Consider the following 18,452-nt stretch of genomic DNA (forward strand, 5'->3'; position numbering starts at 1 on the left):
AAACACCAACTTACTTAATAAAGCGAATTGACGTGTTTGACTCTCGTGTAAGACTTCAATTTTTTTGAAAGTCTCCAGCGAGCGCCCACACAAATTATCTGATTATCTATTTTAAAGAGCGTTGCTATACCACTTGCAGCTACTTGAATCACCTAGTTACTAAATAACTAAGTAGAAGCACTGCCCGTGTCAGCGAGGTGTGTATACTACAGATTATTTTTTAAAGGACAACCCCTTTCTTTGAAAAAACATACCTTTCTTTCAAAAAATAAAGCCGAAATATTAAATATGTCTCGGCTTTATTAATGACATGTGCAAAACCAGTTTTATAAAACGAATAGGTGATGCTTTTTCTTACCTAACTTAACTAGGAAATATTTTCCAAAATAGCCATTTTCTGCGACAAAAACACTCTCAGCAGACATATTATCGTCAAGCCCTTTTGCCACACCATTTATAAAGACAGACTGGCGCTGCAAAGCATCTTTCACTTGCTTACCACTAGCTGCCAAGCCTGCATCTGCAAACAAAGAGGTTAATGGAGTTGATGATAAATCCACATCTTCAAGCGAGCTACTAGGTAAACCATCCAACTGAATCTGCTCCAAATCTTGTTCACTCAATTGCTCTGCCTGCCCACTAAATAAAGCCTGGGTAATTCTCTCCGCTGCTTGAAGCCCACTTTCACCATGAACAAGTTTAGTCGCTTCACGTGCCAGGATTGCTTGCGCCTTAGGCTTACTACCACTTTCACTGTCTTCCTTCTCAATTGCATCGATCTCTTCAATACTTAAGAATGTGAAGAATTTTAGAAACTTATAGACATCTGCGTCAGCAGTATTCATCCAGAATTGATAAAAAGCATATTGTGAAGTTTTCTTAGGGTCTAACCAAACAGCTCCAGACTCCGTTTTACCAAACTTTGTACCATCTGATTTCGTCACCAAAGGTACAGTCATTCCAAACACTTGTGATTTATTCTGGCGTCGAGATAAATCAATGCCACCAACAATATTTCCCCATTGATCACTACCGCCAATTTGAATTGTGCAATCATATTCTTTATTCAGTTCCGAGAAGTCCATACCCTGCAAAAGCGCATAAGAAAACTCAGTGAAGGAGATACCTGCCCCTTCTCTATTAAGACGCTGCTGAACTGATTCTTTATTGATCATGGCATTAACAGAAAAATGTTTACCGATATCCCTTAAAAAGTCGAGCACATTCATCTCACCAGCCCAATCCAAGTTATTAACCACTCGAGCTGAATTGGATACACCATCAAACTTAATAAACTGGCTTACTTGGCCTTTAATTTTCTCAGCCCAGCTAGCCACAATATCAGAAGTATTTAACTGACGTTCCGCAGCTTTGAAACTTGGGTCACCAATTAGACCTGTTGCCCCACCAACTAGAGCGATTGGATTATGCCCCGCATCTTGAAAACGTTTTAATACAAGTAGAGGAACAAGATGACCTAAATGAAGGCTATCGGCGGTTGGATCAAAGCCACAATAAAGCGTACGACTTCCATCCTCGAGATGTTTTCTGAGCTCTTCTTCCGCTGTCATTTGCGCGATAAGTCCACGAGTTTGTAAGTCATTTAACAGGTCTTTACTGCTTAGCGTCATTTTTTGATCCAATTCCCAGTGAGTTAATGTCATTAAAGCATTCAATTATAAAAGTAATATTGATACGATGATAAGGCTTTATTTAAAAATTTTTAGGTACATATTTTGATCAAGTTATTACCCGCAAAGCATTTACTGCTAATTGCAACAACATGCATAGTCTTTTCAATCGTATTAATTGCACTACCAGACGATACAGACACCAATGATCAACCTACTATTTTAGAGGCAAAGTTTCAGGAAGTGAGCGACGCTGACATCTCGTTTAACAACCTCCCTCAGACATTATCAATACAAAAAATCACCCCTCTAAGGCCTTTGGAACCAATAACCCAAGAGCCTTCAAGCCAACTCACAACCAATCAGACATTATATGAAGCCCCAGCCCCAGCAGCATTGGTGCAAAAGAGTGCTCCCCCAACTTTTAGTAGCGGGAGCCTAACAGTCTCCTCCGGTGACTCTTTGTCCAAACTGTTATCCAACAAAGGCATATCCGCCCAAGACATTTACAAGGTTTCCCAAGCGGATAAAGAACAAAAGACATTGCTACAAATGCGACCTGGGCAAACGCTCAACTTCATCAAGAATGACAAAACAAATGAGTTAACAGAAATCACCCTAGTGTTAAATAGACTCGACAGCGTCACTTTCACTCGCGATGGCTCAAAGTTTAACCGTAAAGAAGTTTCCCGCACTCCGGATATCACACAAACCTACAAAGAAGCTGAAATAAACAATTCCTTATTTGTAGACGGCTTAGCCGCGAATATTGAACAACCCCTATTACTCGAGTTGGCCAATATATTTGGCTGGGATATCGACTTCGCTCTCGACATCCGAAAGGGAGATATGCTCAGCGTACTTTATGAAGAGAAGTTTCTTGACGGTGAAAAAATAGGCTATGGCAATATCATTGCCGCCCAATTCATTAATAATGGAAGAGTGTACAAAGCCATTCGATACGAAACAGATAAGAGCACAAGCTATTACACCCCAGACGGACAAGCAATGCGCAAAGCCTTCATCCGAACACCTGTGGACTTCACTCGTATATCTTCAAAATTCAACCCAAATAGAGTACACCCTGTTTTTAAGACCATTCGACCACACCGAGGCGTGGACTATGCAGCACCTAGCGGCACACCAGTCAAAGCAGCTGGCGATGGAAAAGTCTCTTTCGCAGGAAAACAAAATGGTTACGGAAACGTTGTCATCATTGACCACGGCAAAGGCTACACAACCCTTTATGCACATTTAAGAAGCTTCTCTCGAGGAATCAGAAAAGGTGCAAGAGTAAAACAAGGAAAAATCATTGCCTATGTAGGTCAAACAGGCTGGGCAACAGGGCCACACTTACATTATGAATTTAGAATTAACGGCACACACAAGAACCCTGTAACAGTTAGGCTGCCAAATGACGCCCCTATGCCTAAGAATGATTTAAAGAACTTCTTACCATATGCAAAGCAAGTTATTGCCACACTCAACAACTCTCACTCACCTGTATTGAGTCAAAAGCTTGCATCCCTACAAAAATAAGACAAAAAAAAGCAGCCTAAAGGCTGCTTTTTTTCAGCATAAACAATAGAGAAATTATAGAGCACTCTCAATAAAGTCTACTAACTGGGACTTAGAAAGCGCACCTACTTTTGTTCCTACCACTTCACCACCTTTAACAACTAATAAAGTTGGGATGCCACGAACATTGAACTTAGGCGCTGTTTCCGTGTTTTCATCAACATTCAACTTAACTACTTTAACTTTACCTGCAAATTCTTCAGCAATGTCTTCTAAAATAGGCGCGATCATTTTACAAGGCCCACACCAAGGTGCCCAAAAATCAACAACAACAGGCACATCTGAATTCAAGACTTCTTCTGCAAATTGAGCATCTGTAATTTGGATAGTATTTTCACTCATAATATTTTCCTATAAATCTATTTTGTAACTAATGAATACCGCTAAGTGTATCACTAAAACTTAAGGGTAAGAATCCGAATATATAAATTAAGGTAATAGACTTAAGCTATTATAAAATTGATCGAATTGCAGTAGGCAACTCTAGTAACGAATGCACTTCTGCGGTTGGGAAAGCACGCCATTCATCAGCCCAACGCCTTGCACCATGGCGGTTAAACCAAATAGATTTTCCACCAGCGGCCAGCACACCAGATACATCATCTATAGGGTGATCCCCTATATGAATTAGATTAGAGATATCCGCTCCTGCTTTTTGAGCAGCTAGATCAAAAATATCCGTATTTGGCTTGGCAAAACCAACTTGATCGGCTCTAAGTGCAAAATCAAAATATCGACCTAGGCCAACATAAGGATGAAACACATCGGCGTTACCATTTGTTATGACGGCAAGAGAATAATCTTGATTGAGCTCTTCCAAGATTTCTAATGCATGGGGGAATAAATCTACCTTTTGGCGCCACTCTTTAAAATACTCTAACGCAGTACCAGCAACTAAACTTGCCTCCTCTGAGGGAAGACCAAACTGCTTTAGCATTTTAATATATAACTGCAGGCGAGTTTCCGTAAGGTTGGAGGGCTGTAAAACCGTCCCCTTCATTTCCCTCTGCACGGTAAGAGGGAATTGTTGAGAAAAACCAGGAAACCTTTCTTCGAACCAAGCCTCCATCGCATATTCAGCTCGAACCAAAACAGGGTAAGTGTCCCAAAGCGTGTCATCTAAATCAAAAGTAATTAGAACACTCATCAGGCTATCCTTAACAAGGTAGCACTTAACAAATCCGCTAAATATTGAAGGAACAAAGTCCCTTTCTCTTTATCAAATTCGGATGACTTTTCCGCCCCAAGAACAAGTACACCACACTTTTTAATTTCACCGCCAGATCGAGAAAGCAAAGGCAGAACAGCAACAGATTTGATCGCCTCTGCACTCTCCGAAAAAATATAGTCCATTTCATGCTTAGGCAGTTCGCCACAAAAGCACTCTGTGGTATTTGAGGAAAGTGTTAACTGTGGATCATCCTCCGTTAAGCTATGACTTCTTATTGATGAAGTATTTTTTGAATCAAATAAAATTAGGGAATGGTGTGGTATCTGAAAATCATTCCTAACCATATCCCCAACCACCTCAGCGAAGTCATCTAACGATTGACAGCCTAATCCTGCCAACACTAAGCGGCGACTCTTTTGAAGCGTCGATTCGTTTTCACGAGCAACCTCAACCAAACATTCAAATTCTGCCCGATAGCTAGCGTTGGATTTTTTCATCACCTCAACTTGGTATTCAAGCAAAGAGATGACTTTTCCATTAACGGGATGAGGAAGAGTTAGATACTCCAAAACATCGGCATTCTGGATAAAAAAGTCCGGTGTGCTCAATAGGTATTGAATTACTTCCTCTTCTCTCATACTGCCTCTATAGGTAAATTTGACCTTCAAATACTTTGGCGGCTGGACCTGTCATTAGAATCGGAGAGCCTTCGCCCTGCCATTCAATATGCAAGTCCCCACCACGTAGGTGTGCAGTAACTTTTGGAGACAACCAACCCTGTTTGATACCGGCAACAACAGCTGCACAAGCCCCAGTACCACAAGCTTGAGTCTCCCCAACACCACGCTCATAGACACGTAAATTTATTTCAGAAGGCGTCAACACCTTCATAAAGCCCACATTGACATTATTGGGAAATAAATCGTGATTTTCGATCAAAGCCCCAGCAGTAGCGACCTCTTCATCAAACAACTCATCTACCTTGATAACAGCATGAGGATTACCGACTGATACGGGGGTAATCTGATACTCTTTCGATCCAGCTTTCAAAGGATAAAGAGAGTTCGACGAAGGATCAGCAGAGAAAGGCAAATCAGCAGGCATAAAGCTCGGCATTCCCATATCCACAGTCACCAGATCATCTTCAACAACTCTTAGCTGAATTGAGCCGCGTTTCGTTTCTACATTAATAACACGCTTATTCGTTAGCCCACGCTCTAATACAAACTTAGCGAAACAACGAGCACCATTTCCACAGTGCTCTACCTCACTACCGTCTGAATTATAAATGCGATATCTAAAATCCATATCGGGTTGAGTCGGCGGTTCAACCACAAGCAATTGGTCAAAACCAATTCCCCAGTTTCGATCACTTAGACGCTCAATCTGTTGCTTGTTAAAAAACACTTTGCGGGAGACCGCATCGACTACGACGAAGTCATTACCCAACCCATGCATTTTAGTAAATTTCAATAACACAGCGAACCCCTTACTCTGGTAACAATTGCTCACCAACAAGTTGATGTTCAATCGTTTCTCGTGCTCGAATCAGGTGAGATTGATCATCATCTACCATTACTTCTGCAGCACGATTACGGCTGTTGTAATTTGAAGACATAGTAAAGCCATAAGCACCAGCAGAACGAACAGCCAATAAATCACCTGCCTGTATATCTAACTCTCGATCTTTACCTAAAAAGTCACCCGTTTCGCAAACAGGTCCAACCAAATCATAGCTACGTTTACCTTCGGGAGTCGGCAGCAATGAAACAGGCACTATATCCATCCAAGCACTGTATAAAGACGGGCGAATCAGATCATTCATTGCCCCATCAATAATGGCAAAATTCTTATGAGGCATACATTTTAGAAACTCAACTTGAGTCAATAGTACTGCAGCATTAGCCGCAATAGAACGACCTGGTTCAAAAGCTAATGCGATATCTCTATCCGCCATTTTTTCTAGCAATAATTTAGCGTAATCCGCTGGCTTTGGCGGCACTTCATCACGATAACGAACACCTAATCCACCACCTAAATCTAGATGCTTAATTGTAATTCCCTCTTCTGCTAAGAGGTCAACTAAACCAATCAAACGATCAAATGTGTCCAAGAAAGGTTTCAGCTCGGTTAATTGAGAGCCAATATGACAATCCACGCCCATCACGTTCAAGTTAGGTAGCGAATTAGCCACTTTATAAACTCGTACAGCGTCTTTAATATCAATACCGAATTTATTTTCTTTTAGGCCTGTTGATATATAAGGGTGTGTTTTGGCATCTACGTCTGGATTAACCCGCAAAGAAACAGGAGCTTGCTTACCCATCTCTCCAGCTACTTCATTAAGACGATACAATTCAGCTTCTGACTCAACATTAAAACAATGTATACCAACCTCTAATGCACGACGCATTTCATGAGCTTGTTTACCGAGACCCGAGAACATAACTTTACTAGGATCACCGCCAGCGCGTAAAACACGCTCTAACTCGCCAACAGATACGATATCAAAACCAGAACCTAAGCGAGCTAAGACATTTAAGATCGCAATATTAGAAGAGGCTTTAACGGCGTAGCAGATCAAAGTCGGATGGGAAGCAAATGCGTCCGCATACGCATTGTAATGACTCTCAAATGCCGCACGAGAATATACATAGCAAGGCGTGCCATACTGTTGAGCAATATCAGACAAAGCGACATTTTCTGCGTTCAATGTCTGATCAGAATAATTAAAAAAGTCCAAAAGGGGTTCCTCAGTTACAGGGGTGAATGCTGTTGTGGTGCCTTAACATCACTAGGTAGATAAAGAGCACCTTTATTACCACAAGCAACAAGAAGAACAACTACGGCACATATTGAAAACAACTTAAGCATCACCGAATCTCTATATATTTTTGATCACCAGAGTATACCTTGAGCCCTGTTTGTACCCAACCCTAAGTAGTCTATTTCGTTTGATATTCTTTACAAAAATAAAAAATCGCTCGTCTATAAAATCTGTTATCTTATGACGTCGAACAATAAGACGGCACTAAACGCTTCATGAGACACATCATTTGCTTTATTTACCATAGGCAAAACACCTATGAAAAAAACTAAAGTACCTGTCATCGCGGCTATTTGTAGCGCCATACTGATACACCTGTTAATCATTCACACTGCCATTAAACAAGGTTGGTTTATAACCGAAAGTAAACCTGCAACCTTTAAACTAGTACTCTTACCTGAAACCAATATTACAGCTGACGATATCAGTAACAGCGATGATGGTAGTGTCGATACATATAGCCAGAGGGAAGAATCAGCAAGCTCAAGTGATGCACAAGCAGACACTGTACAAACAAATGCCCCATCTATATCTACAGAGCATCAACCTCTAGAGCATCAAGAGAATCCAAATTTTAGTGCTGACATCAATACAAACGCTGAAGAGCTGTCATTAAGCGATACTTTTGATATAGATAATCAAGCTTCAGAAAACCAGACGTTTAATAACGAGCTACCTAGCACCGAACAAAGCGAACCCTTCCTATCTGAAATGCTAAATAACTCTGCAATAACCGATAAGCCAGAACTGCTCGATCTATCCAATATTGAAATACCAATAGATAATAGTGACGCCGCTCTTTCTGGTGTTTTTTCGGAAGAACTGAGAAACAAAATAGAAAAGTCTAAAGCTGCACAGGCAGAGTATTTAAAGGGCCAAGTTGAAATCACTGACTACCCGATTACGGAAGGTGCCGATGGAGTACGTTATGTGAATATTGAAGGGGTATGCTGGAAAATACCTGAACTTGGTTCAGATGAGCCTTGGAGTATCGTCTTGTCTGGTTGCGCTGAGCTTAACAAATCCTTTCATTTTGAGCTGAACATTGCTCCCAATACTTTACTTGGACCCGAGTCTCCATTTTTTATTGGCCAGTAGTTTCTTGAACCATTAGCCAAATTTATAAAACAAAAAAAAGCGGCAATATCATTGCCGCTTTTCAAACATTTAAAACATCTAAAACATGGCGCTCAACTAGGCTAAGCGAGCTTCCAGTTCAGTTTTAGCACGGGCAACTGCAGCCAACACTTGAGCTGGAGCTGTACCACCAATATGGTCACGAGCAGCAACTGAACCTTCTAGAGTTAGAACATCAAAAACATCACTCTTAATCATATCGCCAAACGCTTGCAACTCTTCCAAGGTCATTTCAGATAAGTCTTTACCTTCTTTCACCCCGTAACCTACCGCTTTACCAACCACTTCATGGGCATCACGGAAAGCCACACCCTGACCAACAAGGTAATCTGCAAGGTCTGTTGCAGTCGAGAAGCCACGACGCGCCGCTTCATACATATGCTCTTTACGTGACTCAATGGCAGGAATCATGTCAGCAAAGGCTCTTAAAGACCCTTTCAGCGTATCTACCGTATCAAACAAGGGCTCTTTATCTTCTTGGTTATCTTTGTTGTAAGCCAAACATTGAGACTTCATTAACGTCAACAACCCCATCAAATGACCATATACACGCCCTGTTTTACCGCGAACCAACTCTGGTACGTCAGGGTTTTTCTTCTGTGGCATGATAGAAGAACCCGTACAAAAGCGATCAGGTAAATAGATGAAGTTAAATTGCGCAGATGCCCACATAACCATCTCTTCTGCCCAACGAGACATATGCATCATGATGATGGATGCAGCAGAGGTAAACTCAATGGCAAAATCTCGATCACTTACTGAGTCTAGAGAGTTGTAAGTTGGTCGCTCAAAACCCAATAATTCAGCGGTCATATTACGATCAATAGGATAAGTTGTTCCTGCTAGTGCCGCAGCACCCAGAGGAAGAATATTGATACGCTTACGGCAATCCATTAGACGCTCGTAGTCACGCTGCATCATTTCGTACCATGCCATAAGATGATGACCAAATGTAACAGGCTGAGCTGTTTGCAAATGAGTGAAGCCAGGCATGATGGTATCGGCCTCTTTTTCTGCAAGACTTAATATTCCCTGCTGTAAACGAGTCACTTCATCCAATAAAAAGTCGACTTCATCTCGCATGTAAAGACGGATATCTGTGGCAACTTGGTCATTACGAGAACGGCCTGTATGTAGTTTCTTGCCTGTAATACCAATTTTCTGAGTCAATCGAGCTTCAATGTTCATATGAACGTCTTCTAGTTCAATAGACCACTCAAATTCACCTCTAGCGATTTCTTCTTCTATTTCAGTCAAACCTTGAATTATCTGATCGCACTCTTCTTCCGTTAAGACACCCACACTTGCTAGCATTTTACCGTGTGCAATAGAGCCTTGGATATCTTGCTTCGCCATTCGTTGATCAAACTCAACAGAAGCAGTAAAACGCGCTACAAAAGCATCCACAGGCTCAGAAAAACGACCACCCCATTGCTGGTTTGTGGTTTTATTAACATCAGACATTCAAACGATTCCTAAACTAAATTCAAACAGCTGCCAAGAGTACCTGAAGCAAAGCCACATATAAAGCATGAAGGATGACGGCACAGCCTCGAACAGGTATTATTTAAGAGATTTAGTTGTAGTAATGCATTGGGAGATAATGTGAAAGACAAAATTGTGATCGCCACCCGTGAAAGTCAACTTGCTCTATGGCAAGCCAATACTGTAAAAGCACAATTAGAGTCTTTATATCCAGAGCTAAAAGTTGAGTTACTCGGCATGACTACAAAGGGAGATCAAATACTCGATTCCCCTCTCTCCAAAATAGGTGGTAAAGGGCTATTTGTTAAGGAACTTGAAACTGCATTATTAGATGGCCGTGCCGATATTGCAGTGCATTCAATGAAAGACGTCCCCATGGCTTTCCCAGAAGGTTTAACACTAGCCACTATTTGCGAACGCGAAGACCCTACCGATGCTTTAGTTTCCAATAAATTCACCTCTATCGATGAACTTCCGGCTAACAGCATAGTAGGGACATCTAGCTTAAGGCGCTCATGTCAATTGCGCATGCTCCGTCCCGACTTAGTGGTCAAAGATCTTCGTGGCAATGTGAATACCCGTCTACGTAAATTAGATGAAGGGGAATACGACGCTATTATCCTCGCATCTGCAGGGCTTATTCGCCTAGAAATGCAAGATCGAATTGCGCAATTCATATCAACCGAAACCAGCCTTCCAGCAGGTGGGCAAGGCGCTATGGGGATTGAATGTCGCAGCAATGACAAGGACACACACTCAATACTCGCGCCTCTACAGCATGATGAAACAGCAGTTCGCGTTATCGCCGAAAGAGCGATGAACAAAAGACTCAATGGTGGTTGCCAAGCCCCTATTGCCTGTTTCGCGGAACTTCAAGACAACACTATTTGGCTGAGAGGACTCGTTGGCAGCCCTGATGGAAAGACAATGCTCAGAAGTGAAGCCTACGGCCCTAAAGACAAAGCAGAAGCACTTGGCATAGAATTGGCCGAAGAACTCATCTCTCAAGGCGCTAACAGCATATTAGAAGCTATTTACAAGTAAAGCAGGCAAACATTGAAGAAGATTAATATTCTCATTACTCGCCCCGAACCAGAAAACAGCCTCAGCTGTAAAAAAATTCAGGAACTAGGGGCGACGCCTGTACCTTTGCCTATGCTTGAAATTAGCCCTATCTCGGGAAAACAAGAACAAGCAACTATTCGCTCACAAATTTTCAATATCGATGAGTTCCATTACGTTATTTTCGTGAGTAAAAATGCAGCTCGACTCGCTTGTGAGTGGCTAGATGAATGCTGGCCTATGCTACCAACAGGTGTTCATTGGATTGGTATCGGGCAAGGCACAACAAAAATACTCCTAGAAGAAGGTGTTCCAGCCTTATCCAACCCAGGAAATACTAGCGAAGCCTTGCTTGAGTGGCTTAAACCCGCCAAAATGACAAACCAAAAGGTGCTTATTGTACGGGGTATCGGTGGACGAACTACACTAGGGGATAAACTCCAAGAGAAAGGTGCCAATGTTCAATACCTTGCTCTATACGAAAGAAAAAAACCGGATTATTTAGCTCAAACTTTCTTTATGTTGCCCGATATAGACTTAATATGGGTGACCAGTGGAGAAAGCCTAGAAAACCTTTCAGAATACGTATCGAGATATCAATCTGATTGGAAACACCTCCCCATACTTACCCCCAGCATAAGGGTAAATGAGCAAGCTAAGGAAATGGGGTGGTCTAATTCGCATTGTGCTCATGGCGCGGACGATACTAGCTTACTCGAAGCAACCAAACTTCATACAGGATAGAAGAATGACAGATAATAAAAAGCAAGAATCTGATATAGACAGTACTGTTGACTCAACCCCTGTAACACCAGATCCATCCACAATAGAAAGCAATGAAGCTCTATCTTCAAATTCAGCACACGAACAAGCGAAAGTGAAAAAGCCTTTTAAACCACGCGTAACAAATTCATCGACAGCAACATCCAAATCATTGCTCGCACTGTCTTTTATAATGTCGGCCACAGCTATTTCAGCGAGTATTTGGCTTTATCAACAAACAAGTCAACAGACTTTCCAACAAGATATTTCTCAGATAGCACAACAACAAAACGTTCTAGCCTCAGAATTGAAACGTCAATCTCTGAATCAATCACAGATTTCGTCCATGGGTGAGCAAGTTACTAAACTTGAGCTTGCAGGTCAGTCTCAGCAAGCGGAGTTTTTAAGCACTAAAAAAATACAAGATGAGCAACTACAGTCACTCGACGCTAAGCTCAACCGATTAAGCAAAACCACGAAAGAAGATTGGAAGTTAGCTGAAGCCGATTACTTAATTCGTTTAGCAAACCAGAGACTACTACTAGAATCAGACAACAAAAGTGCAGTCACATTGCTAAGTAATGCCGATACGATTTTAAATGAACTCAAGGACCCTATCGTATTCGATACCAGAAAAGCGCTAGCGAAAGATATTCAAGCATTACAAGCTATTAACGAATTTGATTTGGAAGGCGCCTATTTAAAAATCAGCGCACTTTATGAAAGTGTCGCAAGCCTCCCACAGAGAGAGCCGTCGAAAGAATGGCAATCGTCAGCTAATGCAGGCTCTCAAAGCACAGCTACACAAACGGATACCATAAAATCCACTCTAAGTAGCTTTTGGCAGGCAATACAATCTTTAGTAGTGATCAATTATCACAACAAGCCAATTAAAACCCTGCTTCCTCCCGCTCAATACCAAGAGCTCATTGCAGGTTTACAACTACAGTTAGACGTTGCTCAAGTCGCCCTTATTAAGGGAGAGTCGACCATATACCAAACTGCCTTAGCCCGTATCGCCAACGCGATTACTGAGCATTTCGATACTAATGCAGAGAGTACCGTTTCGTTTTTATCTAGCCTAACGGCAATGCAGCAGATTAACCCTTCCCCTGAACTACCACAACCAAGGGGCTCATTAGTTGCTATGAAGTCCCTTATGGCGGCTTGGATAGAAAGGGACGATTTAGTGATAGAGCCAAGCATAGAGCCCACAGTAGATGCGACATCTACAACCGCAAGCACTTCGTCTGAGCCAAACACTTCAAGCGAATCGACAATAGACAACACTCCTGTAGCAGAAGTCGAGACAACGAATAAAGCAGACTCTTCCAATGAGCCAACCATTGAAGAAGCACTTAAAGAAGCACCAGCTACAGAGGAACAGCTAACAGAATCCCCTGAAAATATAGAAGCTCCTGTAGGCACGACGACAACGGGAAGTACTGGGGGTAATCTATGAGAAAGCTCCTTTTCTTACTAGTTAGCGTTATGGCTGTTGGCGGTGTTTTAGGCCTCCTTATGCGCCAAGATAGTGGCTATGTCCTCATTGCTTATAATGGCATTACCCTCGAAACCAGTGTTTGGGTTTTGGTGGCAGCTATGATTATTGCTTTATTCGCATTAAGTTGGCTGAAGCGCATCCTCTTTATCACCCTAAGACCGAGTAACTCACTGTCAAAAATTACGGGGAACCTTGCTCAAAAACGTGCTTCTAGAAACACCATTCGCGGCATGCTTGAGCTTGTCGGGGGAAACTGGAATAAAGCAGAAAAACTACTTACCAATAGTGCAGAGAAAGTCCCCTACCCTCTGATCAACTATATTAGTGCTGCTTATGCTGCCAGCGAGCAGGACGAAACTGAGCGCTCTAAAGCCTTGTTACGTGCCGCACATAAAGCCACACCTGAAGCGGAATTTGCTATTGGATTTGCACAAAGCCAAATTCAAATGAAACAGCGACACTATGAAAGCGCTCTGGCAACTTTGTTAAGATTGAAAAAGTTAAAGCCTAAGCACAAACAAGTCATAAAAATGCTAGTCACGGCTTATACCAAACTAAAAGACTGGGACGCTCTTCTAGAGCTCACACCTATGCTCAAAAAAGATGGCGTGTTCGATGATGAATATATGCTTGAGCTTGAACGTAATGCCTTTCTTGCCTTATTAGATAAAATCAAATACCGCGCAAAGCTAGGCCAAGAGAATAAAGATCTTATCTCTGAAGTTGAAACACTTTGGAATAAGTTAGATACGCTTCCTCAAGATGAAAAAATGAGTCTTATGTATGCTCAAACTCTCATCACCTTTGGAGACGAAAAGAAAGCCGAACTCTTTATTCGTTCACATTTAAACAAAAAGTGGAACGAAGAGCTTATTTATGAGTATGGAAATATTCGTGACGTATCAGCAAAAAAATTACTTTCCCATTGTGAACAATGGCTAAAATACGACATTGTGAGCTCCAACTTATACCTTGTTTGCGGTCGTTTGAGCCAAGCATTAATGCTATGGGGGAAAGCAAAAGATTATTATGAAAAGTCCTTATCTTTGGATAGCCAAAGCGAAGCCTTAGCTGAGCTAAACAGGTTATTGCAGGCTCTTGGTGATAACAAAGCAAGTCATGATTTGATGGTGATCAACTTAAACCTAGCAAGCACAAAGTTAAAAGAGCTCCCTCTCCCTTAAAGTTCATTTTCCATAAAAAAACAGAGCACTAGTTTGAATTGTATAAAGTTAGTGCTTTGTTCATTTTTTATTCCTCTTGTTTTTTAGCCCTGTTACTCATCCACCGAGAAATGACTGGCAATAGGTATGTGGGCAATTGTATAGCTCCCGCCAATGGCAAAAAAGCAGGGCCTAACAAACTCCCGGCAATAGTGTAGGTAAGAAGTACATTTCTATTCCCTGAAGTAATGGCTGCGGTTATTGCAAAAGCTGCCCCCTTTCTGCGATAAACACAATACGACAAGCCAAAGAACAAAAAGCACAAGCCCGTTGCTATCAAAAAGTAATTGAAGGCGATCCAAGGTGCTTGATCAAATAAGGTACGATAACCACCTATCAAACCAAACGGAAAAGCAAACACTAAAAATATCGTATAAGGCGTTATTTTAGATAAAAAGCGGTTGAGAACAACCTTGGGAACCGCTTTATGGATACAATAAGAAAACAACATAGGACCAAAGATAAAGATCATCAATCTGTAGCAATAACCAACCCAATCGAGCTCTATCGCTTCTGTCTGATATACCAGCAAGGTGAGAACTATCACTATCGGCAAACTCAACGTTGTCGCGATCGTCATGGCCATTGCCTGCATCACATCGAAATCAAGCGCTCGAACAATAGCGGGCGTAGCAAATAAAGAGCCCGTTGCCGCAATAGCAACAGAGGCCAATCCAAGCTCGATACTAAAACCCAACAACCAACCAATAACACCCACCAGCAGCATCAGAACCAATGAGTGAAAAGCGGTGTATAGCCATATATTTAAGCGACTTAAACGCTCCATAAGCTTTACTTGATCTATACCGAGTAGGGTCAAGGTCATAAGTGAGAAAAGCACAAAGGGTAAGAAAGGGAACAACGCCATTGAAGCGCTAGGAAAAAGAAAGCCAAGAATGGCACATAAAAACATTAACAGAAGTGAGTGGCGGATAAGCAACGTCATTTATTGGTAACCCTAGAATAAGATCCCCAATTATACACATAACTATGGCATTACTTTTTCGCTGCGTAATACATTTTATTGTTTTCGGGAAGTTCTGCTATTTCAAGGGGCCAACCTTGACGAGCTTTATCAAACGCCTTGCGCAATGATACCAGCTCGTCTTTAGACACTTTCTGTCCAGTATTGACATTTCGACGATGCGTTTTAGGAAAAGGTATTAAATTATTAGTCATTAATAATCTCTATTGAAGCATTGTGTGGATATCTATCGGCAGTATATGGATAATCTTTAATAAGCACATTATTTAGCAAACGGAATCATTATGAAGTTTTTAATATCTCCAGCAAAAACCTTAGACTTAACTTCAACACCAACAACAACTGAATTCAGTATGCCTGAGTTATTGGAACACTCACAGGCACTAATTGAAACTATTTCAGATTACACGCCGGCGCAAATCTCAAGCTTAATGAAATTGAGTGACAATTTAGCAACACTCAATGTATCGCGCTACCAAGCTTGGAACATAGAACACTCCACCAGTAATAGCCGACCTGCAGCATTTACTTTCATGGGAGATGTTTACACAGGCCTAGACGCCTATTCACTTAGCAAAGAAGATCTTGCCTACGCACAAAACTCGCTATGCATTTTGAGTGGACTATATGGTTTACTGAAGCCTTTAGATTTGATGCAGGCCTACCGCTTAGAAATGGGCACAAAACTTAGTAATCCACGCGGGACTAACCTGTATCAATTCTGGGGGGATATTATTGTCGATAAAATCAACGATGCCATGTCAGAAGATGAATTATTAGTAAACCTTGCATCAAATGAATACTTTAAAGCAGTCAATAAGAAGAAGCTTAATGCCCCTCTTATCACTCCAAATTTCTTGGATGAGAAAAATGGCCAATTTAAAGTCATTAGCTTTTATGCCAAGAAAGCTCGCGGCTTAATGGCAAGATACTTAATACAGAATCGCTGCCAAAGTATTGAAGAGTTGTTAGCGTTTGATTTAGCTGGGTACCAATACGATGCCGAGCGTTCAACAGATACCAGCCCTGTGTTTACAAGACCTGAAAGCGCTCAACCTAAAAAATAGATCGCTTCAATCCATAAATAAAAAAGTGGCATAAGCCACTTTTTTATTGTTTCCAAACTCCTAGTGTCACTCTGTCGTTACCACCAATATCTTGAAAACTTTCTACCTTAACAAAGCCCACTTCTCTAAAACGTTTTTGTACCGCTGCCGCTTGATCGTAGCCATGTTCAAATATCAAATAACCATTTGGCTTCAAATAATCCGGGGCATTAAGAAGAATATGCTCTATATCAGCCAACCCTTTATTATCTGCTATTAACGCCGTTTTAGGCTCAAATCGCACATCACCTTGAGATAAATGCGCATCTTCTGGGTCGATATAAGGTGGATTAGAGACAATGACATCAAATTCCCTGCCGGCTTCTATCGAGTCAAACCAACTACTTTGCATAAATTCCGCATTAGCTATCTGATTTTTGATGGCATTCCTTTTTGCTAAGGCAACGGCATCTTCCATCAAATCTATCCCTAGCACCTGAGAGCGTGGCAACTCCGAGGCTAACGCCAGTGCAATCGCTCCTGTGCCAGTACCTAGGTCAAGTAAACTATATGCCGAACCGCTCTCCAATCGCTCCAGCACAACTTCAACCAATCTTTCCGTGTCTGCTCTGGGAATAAGAGTGCAAGTTGCGACTTCAAGGTCTAGTGTCCAAAACGACTGAGCACCCAATAAGTAAGCAATCGGCTCACCTGACACTCTTCGGGAGAGTAAAGCCTCGAACTTATTAAAAGCTTCTTCCTCAACCTCTTTATCTGGCCAAGTATAAAAATACGAAGTTGGTACAGACAACACATGAGATAACAACAATTGAACATCTAATTGCGTCGTATCCGAGACAAAAGTAAGGCGCTCTGCAGCGCCTTTTAATAATTCATCTATTCGCATTAGTCGTTCAACACCTTTTGCAAAGATGAGGTGAAGGGCAAATTAGTCATTTTCACTGCTTAACGCCGCTAATTGCTCTGCTTGGAACTCGTTCACTAGCGGGCTAATCAATACGTCTAGGTCACCCGTCACAATTTCATCCAGCTTATATAAAGTTAGGTTAATTCGGTGATCTGTTACTCGGCCTTGTGGGTAATTATAAGTACGAATACGCTCAGAACGATCGCCACTACCAACTAAAGATTTACGTGCCTCTGATTGCTCACTTGCTGCCTTCTCTTGCTCTGCTGCCAGCAGTCGAGAAGCAAGTAAAGACATCGCTTTAGCACGGTTCTTATGCTGTGAGCGCTCTTCTTGACACTCTACTACCACACCTGTGGGAATATGTGTCAGACGAATGGCTGAGTCGGTTTTGTTAACGTGCTGACCACCCGCACCAGAGGCTCTAAAAGTATCAATACGCAAATCGGCTTTATTGATAATGACATCATCAACTTCATCCATTTCCGGCATAATAGCCACAGTACAAGCTGAAGTATGAATACGACCTTGGGACTCTGTCGCTGGAACACGTTGAACACGATGAGCACCCGACTCAAACTTCAACTTAGAGTAAGCTCCTTCACCAACAATACGAGCAATGACTTCTTTATAGCCACCATGCTCGCCTTCACTCGCACTGACAATCTCGACTTTCCATTTCTGCCCCTCTGCATATCGAGAGTACATACGGAAAAGGTCGCCAGAGAATATTGAGGCTTCATCACCACCAGTACCTGCACGCACTTCTAAAAATACGTTTTTAGAGTCGTTAGGATCCTTAGGAAGCAATAGTTTTTGTAATACCAGCTGCAGGTCCTCTTTTTGCTGTTGACCCGCTTTATATTCTTCAACACCCATTTCTTTAATATCTGGGTCTTCATCCGACATCATCAATTCAGCTTCAGCGATATTTTCATCAACTTGCTGAAATTCATTGAAACACTTAACGACAGGCTCAAGTTCCGCATATTCTTTCGAGTAAGAACGAAATAAATCTTGATCCATAATGACTTCCGAAACACCCAAAAGAGCGGCAAGTTCATCATAACGATCAGACAAGTTTTCTAACTTTAATTTTATTGATTCTTTCAT

At 41.7% G+C, this 18,452-nt stretch carries 19 protein-coding genes; 7 read left to right on the forward strand and 12 right to left on the reverse strand.

What is annotated here, in order from left to right:
• Nucleotides 1–326: 326 nt before the first annotated feature.
• Nucleotides 327–1,631: a tyrosine--tRNA ligase gene (gene tyrS / locus OFY17_RS12535; protein WP_263531324.1), complete on the reverse strand. Its 1,305-nt coding sequence runs from the start codon at nt 1,629–1,631 to the stop codon at nt 327–329.
• A 105-nt stretch (nt 1,632–1,736) separates the two neighbouring features.
• Between tyrS and OFY17_RS12540 the strand changes: the two genes are divergently transcribed.
• Nucleotides 1,737–3,170, forward strand: coding sequence for a peptidoglycan DD-metalloendopeptidase family protein (locus OFY17_RS12540; RefSeq protein ID WP_263531082.1), 1,434 nt, complete (start codon nt 1,737–1,739; stop codon nt 3,168–3,170).
• A gap of 54 nt (nt 3,171–3,224) precedes the next feature.
• Here the strand turns inward: OFY17_RS12540 and trxA are convergent, their stop codons facing one another.
• The 6 genes from trxA to lptM all read right to left on the reverse strand — a co-directional run bounded on the left by trxA (nt 3,225) and on the right by lptM (nt 7,254).
• Complete coding sequence (gene trxA / locus OFY17_RS12545; RefSeq protein WP_263531083.1) at nt 3,225–3,551, reverse strand: thioredoxin TrxA; 327 nt, start codon at nt 3,549–3,551, stop codon at nt 3,225–3,227.
• A gap of 109 nt (nt 3,552–3,660) precedes the next feature.
• Nucleotides 3,661–4,356, reverse strand: a complete 696-nt coding sequence (locus tag OFY17_RS12550; RefSeq protein WP_263531084.1) for an HAD family hydrolase — start codon at nt 4,354–4,356, stop codon at nt 3,661–3,663.
• The gene (locus OFY17_RS12555; RefSeq protein ID WP_263531085.1) at nt 4,356–5,018 is read right to left on the reverse strand and encodes a DUF484 family protein; all 663 of its coding nucleotides are present in this window, start codon (nt 5,016–5,018) and stop codon (nt 4,356–4,358) included. Before OFY17_RS12555 ends, OFY17_RS12550 begins: the two co-directional genes overlap by 1 nt.
• 7 nt (nt 5,019–5,025) lie before the next feature.
• Entirely contained in the window at nt 5,026–5,859 is an 834-nt protein-coding gene (gene dapF, locus OFY17_RS12560; RefSeq protein ID WP_263531086.1) for a diaminopimelate epimerase, read from the reverse strand.
• A 10-nt stretch (nt 5,860–5,869) separates the two neighbouring features.
• A complete protein-coding gene (gene lysA / locus OFY17_RS12565; RefSeq protein ID WP_263531087.1) occupies nt 5,870–7,123 on the reverse strand; it encodes a diaminopimelate decarboxylase in 1,254 nt (417 codons plus the stop codon).
• 14 nt (nt 7,124–7,137) lie between these two features.
• Complete coding sequence (gene lptM / locus OFY17_RS12570; protein WP_263531088.1) at nt 7,138–7,254, reverse strand: LPS translocon maturation chaperone LptM; 117 nt, start codon at nt 7,252–7,254, stop codon at nt 7,138–7,140.
• Nucleotides 7,255–7,465: 211 nt separating this feature from the next.
• Between lptM and OFY17_RS12575 the strand changes: the two genes are divergently transcribed.
• The gene (locus OFY17_RS12575) at nt 7,466–8,305 is read left to right on the forward strand and encodes a hypothetical protein (RefSeq protein ID WP_263531089.1); all 840 of its coding nucleotides are present in this window, start codon (nt 7,466–7,468) and stop codon (nt 8,303–8,305) included.
• Between the two features lie 96 nt (nt 8,306–8,401).
• On the opposite strand, the gene argH is transcribed toward OFY17_RS12575, so the two are convergent.
• Nucleotides 8,402–9,808, reverse strand: coding sequence for an argininosuccinate lyase (gene argH / locus OFY17_RS12580; protein ID WP_263531090.1), 1,407 nt, complete (start codon nt 9,806–9,808; stop codon nt 8,402–8,404).
• Nucleotides 9,809–9,949: 141 nt separating this feature from the next.
• Here argH and hemC point away from each other — a divergent pair, with 141 nt between their 5' ends.
• The 4 genes from hemC to OFY17_RS12600 are packed head-to-tail and all read left to right on the forward strand — an operon-like array spanning nt 9,950 to nt 14,341.
• A complete protein-coding gene (hemC, locus tag OFY17_RS12585; RefSeq protein WP_263531091.1) occupies nt 9,950–10,873 on the forward strand; it encodes a hydroxymethylbilane synthase in 924 nt (307 codons plus the stop codon).
• Nucleotides 10,874–10,885: 12 nt separating this feature from the next.
• Nucleotides 10,886–11,635: a uroporphyrinogen-III synthase gene (locus OFY17_RS12590; protein WP_263531092.1), complete on the forward strand. Its 750-nt coding sequence runs from the start codon at nt 10,886–10,888 to the stop codon at nt 11,633–11,635.
• Nucleotides 11,636–11,639: 4 nt separating this feature from the next.
• Nucleotides 11,640–13,115 carry a uroporphyrinogen-III C-methyltransferase gene (locus OFY17_RS12595; protein ID WP_263531093.1) on the forward strand — a complete coding sequence of 492 codons (1,476 nt, stop codon included), beginning with the start codon at nt 11,640–11,642 and terminating at the stop codon, nt 13,113–13,115.
• Nucleotides 13,112–14,341: a heme biosynthesis HemY N-terminal domain-containing protein gene (locus OFY17_RS12600; protein ID WP_263531094.1), complete on the forward strand. Its 1,230-nt coding sequence runs from the start codon at nt 13,112–13,114 to the stop codon at nt 14,339–14,341. Before OFY17_RS12595 ends, OFY17_RS12600 begins: the two co-directional genes overlap by 4 nt.
• Before the next feature lie 67 nt (nt 14,342–14,408).
• On the opposite strand, the gene OFY17_RS12605 is transcribed toward OFY17_RS12600, so the two are convergent.
• Both OFY17_RS12605 and OFY17_RS12610 read right to left on the reverse strand, forming a co-directional pair.
• Entirely contained in the window at nt 14,409–15,326 is a 918-nt protein-coding gene (locus OFY17_RS12605) for a hypothetical protein (protein ID WP_263531095.1), read from the reverse strand.
• Between the two features lie 50 nt (nt 15,327–15,376).
• Nucleotides 15,377–15,559: an RING finger protein gene (locus tag OFY17_RS12610; RefSeq protein ID WP_263531096.1), complete on the reverse strand. Its 183-nt coding sequence runs from the start codon at nt 15,557–15,559 to the stop codon at nt 15,377–15,379.
• A gap of 90 nt (nt 15,560–15,649) precedes the next feature.
• Between OFY17_RS12610 and yaaA the strand changes: the two genes are divergently transcribed.
• On the forward strand, nt 15,650–16,432 hold the full coding sequence (gene yaaA / locus OFY17_RS12615) for a peroxide stress protein YaaA (protein ID WP_263531097.1): 783 nt from the start codon (nt 15,650–15,652) through the stop codon (nt 16,430–16,432).
• Between the two features lie 43 nt (nt 16,433–16,475).
• Here the strand turns inward: yaaA and prmC are convergent, their stop codons facing one another.
• Both prmC and prfA read right to left on the reverse strand, forming a co-directional pair.
• Entirely contained in the window at nt 16,476–17,318 is an 843-nt protein-coding gene (gene prmC / locus OFY17_RS12620; protein ID WP_263531098.1) for a peptide chain release factor N(5)-glutamine methyltransferase, read from the reverse strand.
• A 42-nt stretch (nt 17,319–17,360) separates the two neighbouring features.
• The gene (gene prfA, locus OFY17_RS12625; RefSeq protein WP_263531100.1) at nt 17,361–18,452 is read right to left on the reverse strand and encodes a peptide chain release factor 1; all 1,092 of its coding nucleotides are present in this window, start codon (nt 18,450–18,452) and stop codon (nt 17,361–17,363) included.

It is taken from the genome of Marinomonas sargassi (genome assembly GCF_025716875.1).
Taxonomy (GTDB): domain Bacteria; phylum Pseudomonadota; class Gammaproteobacteria; order Pseudomonadales; family Marinomonadaceae; genus Marinomonas; species Marinomonas sargassi.

What these genes read in the sequence shown, in the direction of transcription:
- OFY17_RS12550 (WP_263531084.1), bottom strand. Translation starts at nt 4,356, where the DNA reads ATGAGTGTTCTAATTACTTTTGATTTAGATGACACGCTTTGGGACACT.
- argH (WP_263531090.1), bottom strand. Translation starts at nt 9,808, where the DNA reads ATGTCTGATGTTAATAAAACCACAAACCAGCAATGGGGTGGTCGTTTT.
- prfA (WP_263531100.1), bottom strand. Translation starts at nt 18,452, where the DNA reads ATGAAAGAATCAATAAAATTAAAGTTAGAAAACTTGTCTGATCGTTAT.
- prmC (WP_263531098.1), bottom strand. Translation starts at nt 17,318, where the DNA reads ATGCGAATAGATGAATTATTAAAAGGCGCTGCAGAGCGCCTTACTTTT.
- trxA (WP_263531083.1), bottom strand. Translation starts at nt 3,551, where the DNA reads ATGAGTGAAAATACTATCCAAATTACAGATGCTCAATTTGCAGAAGAA.
- yaaA (WP_263531097.1), top strand. Translation starts at nt 15,650, where the DNA reads ATGAAGTTTTTAATATCTCCAGCAAAAACCTTAGACTTAACTTCAACA.
- lptM (WP_263531088.1), bottom strand. Translation starts at nt 7,254, where the DNA reads ATGCTTAAGTTGTTTTCAATATGTGCCGTAGTTGTTCTTCTTGTTGCT.
- OFY17_RS12555 (WP_263531085.1), bottom strand. Translation starts at nt 5,018, where the DNA reads ATGAGAGAAGAGGAAGTAATTCAATACCTATTGAGCACACCGGACTTT.
- OFY17_RS12610 (WP_263531096.1), bottom strand. Translation starts at nt 15,559, where the DNA reads ATGACTAATAATTTAATACCTTTTCCTAAAACGCATCGTCGAAATGTC.
- OFY17_RS12600 (WP_263531094.1), top strand. Translation starts at nt 13,112, where the DNA reads ATGAGAAAGCTCCTTTTCTTACTAGTTAGCGTTATGGCTGTTGGCGGT.
- OFY17_RS12595 (WP_263531093.1), top strand. Translation starts at nt 11,640, where the DNA reads ATGACAGATAATAAAAAGCAAGAATCTGATATAGACAGTACTGTTGAC.
- OFY17_RS12575 (WP_263531089.1), top strand. Translation starts at nt 7,466, where the DNA reads ATGAAAAAAACTAAAGTACCTGTCATCGCGGCTATTTGTAGCGCCATA.
- tyrS (WP_263531324.1), bottom strand. Translation starts at nt 1,631, where the DNA reads ATGACGCTAAGCAGTAAAGACCTGTTAAATGACTTACAAACTCGTGGA.
- OFY17_RS12605 (WP_263531095.1), bottom strand. Translation starts at nt 15,326, where the DNA reads ATGACGTTGCTTATCCGCCACTCACTTCTGTTAATGTTTTTATGTGCC.